At 39.0% G+C, this 8,179-nt stretch carries 4 protein-coding genes; all 4 read left to right on the top strand.

The window, feature by feature from the left end; all coding sequences use genetic code 11:
• Positions 1-250 precede the first annotated feature (250 nt).
• Entirely contained in the window at positions 251-2,896 is a 2,646-nt protein-coding gene (locus F6K22_RS23185; protein ID WP_293103298.1) for an ATP-binding protein, read from the top strand.
• A gap of 688 nt (positions 2,897-3,584) precedes the next feature.
• Positions 3,585-5,966, top strand: coding sequence for an MASE1 domain-containing protein (locus tag F6K22_RS23180; RefSeq protein WP_363274222.1), 2,382 nt, complete (start codon positions 3,585-3,587; stop codon positions 5,964-5,966).
• Between the two features lie 168 nt (positions 5,967-6,134).
• Positions 6,135-7,379 (top strand): sensor histidine kinase, encoded by a 1,245-nt coding sequence (locus F6K22_RS23175; RefSeq protein ID WP_363274220.1) that lies wholly within the window; start codon positions 6,135-6,137, stop codon positions 7,377-7,379.
• A 503-nt stretch (positions 7,380-7,882) separates the two neighbouring features.
• Positions 7,883-8,179 (top strand): response regulator (locus tag F6K22_RS23170; protein WP_293103295.1); only part of this gene is annotated, 297 nt, incomplete at its 3' end.

Below are 8,179 nucleotides of genomic sequence, written 5' to 3'. Positions count from 1 at the left end.
TTATCAGGACTTACGCATAACCACCACATCTTGTAGGGGTGATTTCCTACGGAATGCTTCGCAAACGCGAATCACCCCTACAGATAGGGTATAATTCGACATTTTGCGTAAGTCCTGTATATGAAATCCCTATACTGAAATCTGTCTCCCATAAACCCGGTTTCTTAACCAATTAGCACTCACTTTTAACTTCCGTGAAACGGTATGACTTTCTTTGTCATACCATAATTAATTACCCAGATTATATATCATGTATTGGAATCTTAGTAGCAAACTGGTTATTGCCTATTCAGGATTGATTGCTCTAACAGCGGGCGCACTGTCGATCGCAATCTATTGGCAACTGCGGATATCGCAGCAAGTCGCACTGCAAGACCGCCTCTTGGGGATAACCAGCTTGGCAGCTCGTCAAATTGATAGTGATTATCATGCTTTAATCAACGACCCCGAAGATGTTGATACAGCTTACTACACTGTTAATCAGCGACGACTCAAGGAAATTCAAGCCTCCGATCCAGATATCGTTCGCCTTTATACCCTGCGCTTTCGAGATGGACGTTACACAATTGTTTTAAATTATGCACCAGATTCTCAATATCTCCAGCAACCCCTTGCCAAGTTTGGAGATGTGCCACAGAATTTGCCACCATACTTACAGCAGAATACAGAAATCCAGGCTCCAATTACCGAAACTGCTATCCGCCCAAATGCTGCAGGGCAATTTGTCTTGTATGGCTATGCCCCGATTAAAAGTCAATTGGGGCGTTTCGATGGTATTCTTGTAATTGAGATGGACGCCACTACTGTGACTCAGAGTGCAGTGGGAGCGTTAGCTGTTGCGGGAGGAATTTTCTTAGTTGTTTTGCTAGTTTCCTTACCGTTAGTTTGGTGGCTTGCCCAATCTGTGGTTGTACGACCAACTTTAAATCTCAATCGGGTTGCCCGCCGTTTGGCTGACGGAAAATGGGATGAACCCTTACCTACAAATCGCCGAGATGAATTGGGGCAGTTAGCGGACTCGTTTAGCCACATGGCTGTACAGCTACAAGCGTCGTTTAAAGAATTGCAAGACTACTCTCAAAACCTAGAGCAAAAAGTAGAGGCGCGGACTCAAGAATTATCAAAGTCGCAACAGTTGCTTAACTTGCTCATCAATAATATTCCCCAATCTATCTTTTGGAAAGATCGAGAAAATGTTTATCTGGGCTGTAACAAGAGCTTTGCCTCGGCCGCTGGCATGACACGCGAGGAAGTTGTGGGTAAAACTGACTATGACATGCCATGGAGCAGGGAAGAAGCAGACTTTTTTGTAGAGTGCGATTGCCGAGTCATGGATTCTGATACTCCTGAACTGGGGATTGTTGAACCACAGGTTCAGGCAGATGGGCGACAATGCTGGCTAGAAACTAGCAAGGTACCCCTCCACGATACCGAGGGTAGGGTGATGGGAATTATTGGTATTTTTCAAGATATTACTCCTTACAAAGAAGCTGAAGAAGCTGCCCAGCAAGCAAACCAAGCCAAAAGTGCCTTTATTGCCAACATGAGTCACGAGTTACGCTCTCCGTTAAATGCAATTCTCGGCTTCGCCCAAATCATGACTCGTTCCCAAACTCTCCCGAAAGAACATATTGAAAATGTAGGAATTATCAGTCGTAGTGGCGAACACCTTCTGACTTTAATTAACAACGTCCTCGACCTTTCTAAAATTGAGGCTGGAGGTATTACTCTCAATCAGAAAAACTTTGACCTCCATCGCTTGCTCAACGATATTGAAGATATGCTCTACCTCAAAGCTGAAGAAAAAGGTTTACAACTTCTAGTTGAGCATACTAACGAGGTTCCTCAATACATCTGCACCGATGAATTAAAATTACGTCAGGTTTTAATTAATATTATTAATAACGCGATTAAATTTACTTCTGTAGGAGGAGTTTCTCTCAGAGTTGCTCGAAAGTCTCCCTCATCTAATCCCACCCAAATTATCTTTGAAGTCGAAGATACTGGAGCTGGAATTGCAGCAGAAGAACTGGAGAAACTTTTTGAAGCTTTTACCCAAACCGCAACAGGAAAACAAGCTCAAGAAGGAACGGGATTAGGATTACCAATTTCTCGCAAATTTGTTCAACTGATGGGAGGAGATATTCATGTTACATCCCAAGTTAATAAAGGAACAATATTTAGCTTTGAAATAGAAGCTATTATTGTCAACGAAAGTGAAGTTGTTGAGAGCCAAATTCCCGAACATCGTATTATTGCCTTGGAACCGAATCAACCAAGATATCGGATTTTAATAGTAGATGATAAACCTCTGAATCGTAAATTATTAATTAAACTTCTTTCTCCTCTAGGATTTGAACTCAAAGAAGCTGTTAATGGTCAACAAGCAATAGAAATATGGAATGATTGGGAACCTCACTTGATTTGGATGGATATGCGGATGCCAGTGATGGATGGATATGAAGCCACAAAACAGATAAAAGCTACAACTAAAGGGCAAGCAACAACAATAATTGCTCTAACAGCTAGTGTATTAGAAGAAGAAAAAGTAGTAGTTTTATCGGCAGGATGCGATGATTTTATGAGAAAGCCATTTCGCGAGGCAGATATCTTTAAAAAGATGGGAGAATATTTAGGGGTGCGCTATGTGTATGAGGAAAGGGAGATTAAACCGAAAGAAAAAGAAGAAACTGTTGAATCTATTGAACAGAAAGTAAGGGTATTATCTGAAGAATTAAAAAAACAACTAAAAGATGCTTTGCTGACAGGAAATTTAGCAGGAATTGCTAACATAATTACGACAATTCGTCAATGGGATAATTCTCTAGCTGAAGCGATACAAAAATCTTGTGATGGTTTTGAATATGAGAAAATTTTGAATTGGCTGAGTGATTAAGAATATAATGTTTGCTATAAATAGCTAGGGTATTTATTAGGATTCAGGAGTCATAATGAATAATTTTGATACATTTTTTTGTATCTTAAATTGCCTTTTTTCTCAAATATAAATTTCCGATAAAATATTTTAATAGTGTTTATTATTGGTAACATTCTTTTTTCATGCATGGTATAAATCACTCCTGCGCCTGATTAACGATAGACCTCTTGCAAAAGTTTTAATTAAATCAATTTCATATCTTGAAATTGTTTATTTTATATCATTTCGGGTTGAATAGTTATAATTAAAGTTTGTAGTAGGGCTTGAGCAAAAAGTATGTATCGGCGCGAATTAATTAATTATTAATAATTAATTAATTAATTAATTATTCGGTAAGAGTTTCAGTTTTTTTATTTACTTTTTGATTACTCGCAACCTATGCACGGATTGCTATATATTCTATGCCTTTAAACGAACACCTCAATTCTCATATCTGATTCCTGATTGCTATACCAATTAAAAAAAGAATGTTACGAATAATTAGGGCGATAAAAATAATTTATAGAAGGTGTCCCTTTGACCAATAAGATAACTTATGAGCTAAAAAATGGCATCGAAGCTATTTATTCTGACTCCCGACTCCTGAATCCTAAAAAATTCCGTTGCTATTTGTAGCAAACATTTATTAAATTGGTATTAATCAGTGATGAAAGTCCCATTTATATCCAAAAAATTTCGATTTTCCTTCGATATGGTCACTTTACTGGCTTGCCTGGTCATGCCGATCGTCCAATACGGATTAGCAAAGATGTCAGTATACTTATCCGATACCAATGGCGCAAGTGCCATTTGGCCGACATCGGGTTTCTACCTAGCATCTCTCCTAATTTTCCGATGGCGGATTTGGCCAGCACTATTTTTAGCCGAGCTTGTTGGCAATTCCCTGTTTTACGAAACCGCCTCCGCGATCGTTTCCATAACCTTGGTTACTAGCACTGAAACTCTCATCCTCGGATTTTTAATTCAACGTTGGATCGGACACCATCGATTTCTCAAATGCTCTCAAGATTTCTTTAAATTCTTGGCAATTGTATTAGGATTAACTGCAATCACTTCTACCCTGGCAACCGGATTGCTCTGCTTGCACGGAATTGCTTTTTGGAGTGATTTTATTGCAACATGGCGACTTTGGTACGTTGCCCTAATCGGTGGTATTACTATTGTTGTCCCAGCGTTACTTAGTTGGGTGTATTGGGAAAATCGGCAGCGATGGCGGAGTTGGCAGATTGGAGAATTTGCCCTACTGTTTGGGGCAACCATTGGTATTAGCTATATTTCCTTTTGGCAGAAGTATGCTTTAGAATACATGACACTTCCCCTCTTGATGTGGTGTGCATTTCGATTTCGGCAACAAGAATCAACTTTGTTGGTCTTTTTGATTGATGGCATAGCAATTGTAGCCACGCGCCAGGGTTTCGGTCCTTTTATTCGCGAGGATCTATCGCAGTCTTTGGTCTTGCTACAATCATTTATTCTGGTTGTAGGGTTGACTGGCTACATTCTTTGCGCGATTGTCAATGAGAATCGCCAAGCTGCTATCAAACTGATCGAAACCAATAATGAATTGGAACAACGAGTAGAAGAACGCACTTCAGAATTACAACAAGCTAAAGAAGTTGCTGATACAGCAAATCAAGCCAAGAGCGAATTCCTGGCTAACATGAGCCATGAATTGCGAACTCCTCTCAACGGTATCCTCGGTTATGCCCAAATTTTGGCAAGCGCCCAACTTCCCTCCCAGAAGCAGCGGGATGGAGTCAACATTATTTACCAATGTGGTTCTCACTTACTCGACCTGATTAACGACATTTTAGAAAGGTCTAAAATTGAAGCTCGAAAACTGGAGTTAGTTCCAACCGCACTGCATTTTCCTTCTCTCCTGCAAAGTGTGGTGGAAATGTGTAAAGTCCGGGCTGAACATAAACGGATTAATTTTATTCATCAAGTTAGTTCCCGTCTACCTGATGGAGTAGTTGCTGATGATAAGCGACTGCGTCAGGTGTTAATCAATCTATTGGGCAATGGGATTAAATTTACCGAGCGCGGTTCGGTGACGTTAGCGGTAGATGTACTGGACATATCCCAAACCGAAGTATCTTTGCTCTTTCAGGTGATTGATACGGGAGTAGGTATTGCTGAAGAGGATATGCAGCAACTATTTGAAGCCTTTGAACAAGTAGGCGTTCGCCACAAACAATCGGAAGGTACTGGACTAGGGTTGACCATCTCTGAGCAAATCGTACAACTAATGGGAGGAACGATTGATGTGAAAAGTAAATTAGGTAAAGGCAGCGAATTCTCTTTTACCATCGAATTCCCCTTGGTAGACAATTGGGTGGAACATCAGGGAGGAAGAGAAAGGGGCGATCGCATTATTGGGTATGAGGGAGAGCAATGCACTATCCTAATTGTCGATGACCGTTGGGAAAATCGAGCCGTGCTATCCAGTCTCCTCGAACCTTTGGGCTTTATGGTCATTGAGACAGAAAATGGTCAGGAAGGATTGGCCAAACTGCGGGAGTTGCAACCGGATTTAGTCATTACTGACCTTATTATGCCAGTGATGGATGGCTTTGAACTGATCCAGCGTATTCGCAATTCAGAGGATTTAAAGCATCATCAAATCATTGTTTCCTCAGCATCTGTATCCCCCATTGACCAGCAAAAAGCACTCGATACCGGAGGCGATCGCTTTTTGAGTAAACCTGTCAATGCTAGGGAGCTATTTGCAATAATTTCAGAATGTTTGGATTTAAAATGGCTGTATGAAACTCGAAAGGAATCGGAACAGTTGCCGGAAAACGACCGCAATTCACAAGATGCAGTAGTGCAAGAGATGCTTCTACCACCTCCTGAATATATTGAGGAATTACTGACGATTGCACACCAAGGAGACCCAACAGAAATCTGTGATAAAATTGAGACTTGGAATAGCTGCTACCTTGAATTTGCGGCTCCTATTATCCAACTCGCCAATGAATTTAAAATTGAAGAAATTGAAGAGTTCTTGCAAAACCATTTAAAATAAGCATTCAGCATTCAGCATTCAGCATTCAGCAGAAAATTTTTAGAAGGGAATTAAAACTCTGAGTAGCTAAAAGCTGTTAACGCAGTTCTGACTTAGGAGGCTAGCTGTTTGCGGAGCATTCCGGTACGGAAATGCTAAAAACTAATACCTATTTAACCCTAAAAACTGATGATGTCAAATAAAGGACAAATATTAGCCGTTGACGATACCCCTGCCAATTTGAAAGTGATTAGCGAAATATTACGCAATGCAGGATATGCTGTTTCTACCGCCATTGATGGAGAAAGGGCAATCAAACGTCTGCAACATTATCAGCCAGATTTAATTTTACTGGATATTTCAATGCCTGGTATTGATGGGTTTGAAACTTGTCGTCGTCTTAAAGCAGATCGGAATACCAGCCATATTCCAGTCATTTTTCTGACGGCACTTTCAGATACTGTTAATAAGGTTAAAGGTTTGGAACTTGGAGGAGTCGATTATATTACCAAACCTTTCGAGCAAGCTGAACTTTTAGCACGAATTAAAGTTCACATTGACCTCAAAAAAGCACAACTTCAATTAATCCAAGAATCAAAACTATCTATGTTAGGAGAATTGGTTGCTCGGATTGCTCATGAGATTAATAATCCTATGACTTTTATCTATACAAATATTAATTATGCCGCACAATATCATGAAGAACTTATCCATCTTTTAGAATTATACGAGGCTCAATTTCCAACTCCTTCTCAGGAGATCGAAGATTGGCGAGAAGAAATAGATTTATCCTTTCTCAAACAAGATTATCTCCAATTGCTCGAATCAATGAGGTTAGGAGCAGAACGTATCAAAGGTATTGTAGTGTCTTTGCGTTCTTTTGCCAAGTTAGATGAAGCTGAATGGAAATTATCCAATTTGCATGAGGGTTTGAAAGACACTTTGATGTTATTGTCTTATCGCTTACAAGGGAACTCCTGTAGAGAAGCAGTAAAAGTAGTTAAAAATTACGGAGAATTACCGTTAGTTTATTGCAACCCAGCTCAATTGAATCAAGTTTTTATGAGCTTACTGATGAATGCAATTGAGGCGATAGATGAAAAACACTCAAATTCTGCAGCAGCAGCAGAAGAGGCTATACTTGAATGCCCACAAATAGTTATATCTACTGCCTCTGAAATAGTCGATGGCAAAAACTTAGCTTGCATTCATGTTGCAGATAATGGCATTGGTATACCGGAGACCATACAAGCGCAAATATTCGAGCAATTTTTTACGACAAAATCAACTGGAAAAGGAACGGGTTTGGGGTTAGCGATCGCCAAGCAAATAGTTACAGAAAAACATGAAGGGACAATTACTTATACATCAGAATTAGGTAAAGGTACGAAATTTACGATCGCCATTCCCATAGACAGAAAAAATTTGTCTTAATAGTTTGTGATGAAGTTAGAGATTCAAATTCATACTGAATCATGACTCTTGACTCTTGACTCCTTGAAATAACCGTGCGTATCTGTAGCAAAAATTTTATAGTGCGTAGCGCTAGGGAATAGGGATAGGGAATAATAGAGTGTCAAATGGTTTATGATTTATAAATGTCTTCACCTTAATACGTAACGCTATAGTATTTCATACTATACCAATTTTTATGCAATAATGTTACAAATAATTTGGTAAACTAAGATACTTTAAGTCAGATTTATCTTTAAGAAAATGGAATTTTTTCATGCTAAAAATGATATTAAAGCTAAATCTAGTTAACTACTGAATATTAACCAATGACTACTAGAAACAACCCTGAATATTTGTAGCGAACATTGTAATAGCTTTGAATATGAGAAAATTTTGAATTGGCTAAGTCATTAAGAAGATGGACATCATCAGACAAAATTTTCAACTTATTATACAATAATAACAATATTTAATAGTAACTTATGAGTTCCTCGCTAACCAACTCAGAGCATGGCAATATTTTAGTTGTAGATGATACTCCTGCTAATTTACAACTTTTAATAGGTTTATTATCATACAAGGGTTATACTGTCCGGCCAATTCCCAGTGGAAAACTTGCTCTCCAAGGCATTCATCTTGATTATCCCGATCTGATTTTACTTGATATTCAAATGCCCGATATGACATCTAATAAAACAAAAAGAGCATACCCCCGATGTGCTTTGCATCGCAAAATGGAGTCTAATTCAACAAATTTCAAACCATTTTTAATAGGAATA

The sequence above is a fragment of the Okeania sp. SIO2F4 genome (assembly GCF_010672385.1).
Lineage (GTDB): Bacteria > Cyanobacteriota > Cyanobacteriia > Cyanobacteriales > Microcoleaceae > Trichodesmium.
The sequence above is the reverse complement of the archived record's forward strand: the minus strand, read 5'-3'. Positions and strand labels throughout refer to the sequence as shown.

Coding starts and splice junctions, on each gene's coding strand:
- F6K22_RS23185 (WP_293103298.1), top strand. CDS start 251: ATGTATTGGAATCTTAGTAGCAAACTGGTTATTGCCTATTCAGGATTG.
- F6K22_RS23180 (WP_363274222.1), top strand. CDS start 3,585: ATGAAAGTCCCATTTATATCCAAAAAATTTCGATTTTCCTTCGATATG.
- F6K22_RS23175 (WP_363274220.1), top strand. CDS start 6,135: ATGATGTCAAATAAAGGACAAATATTAGCCGTTGACGATACCCCTGCC.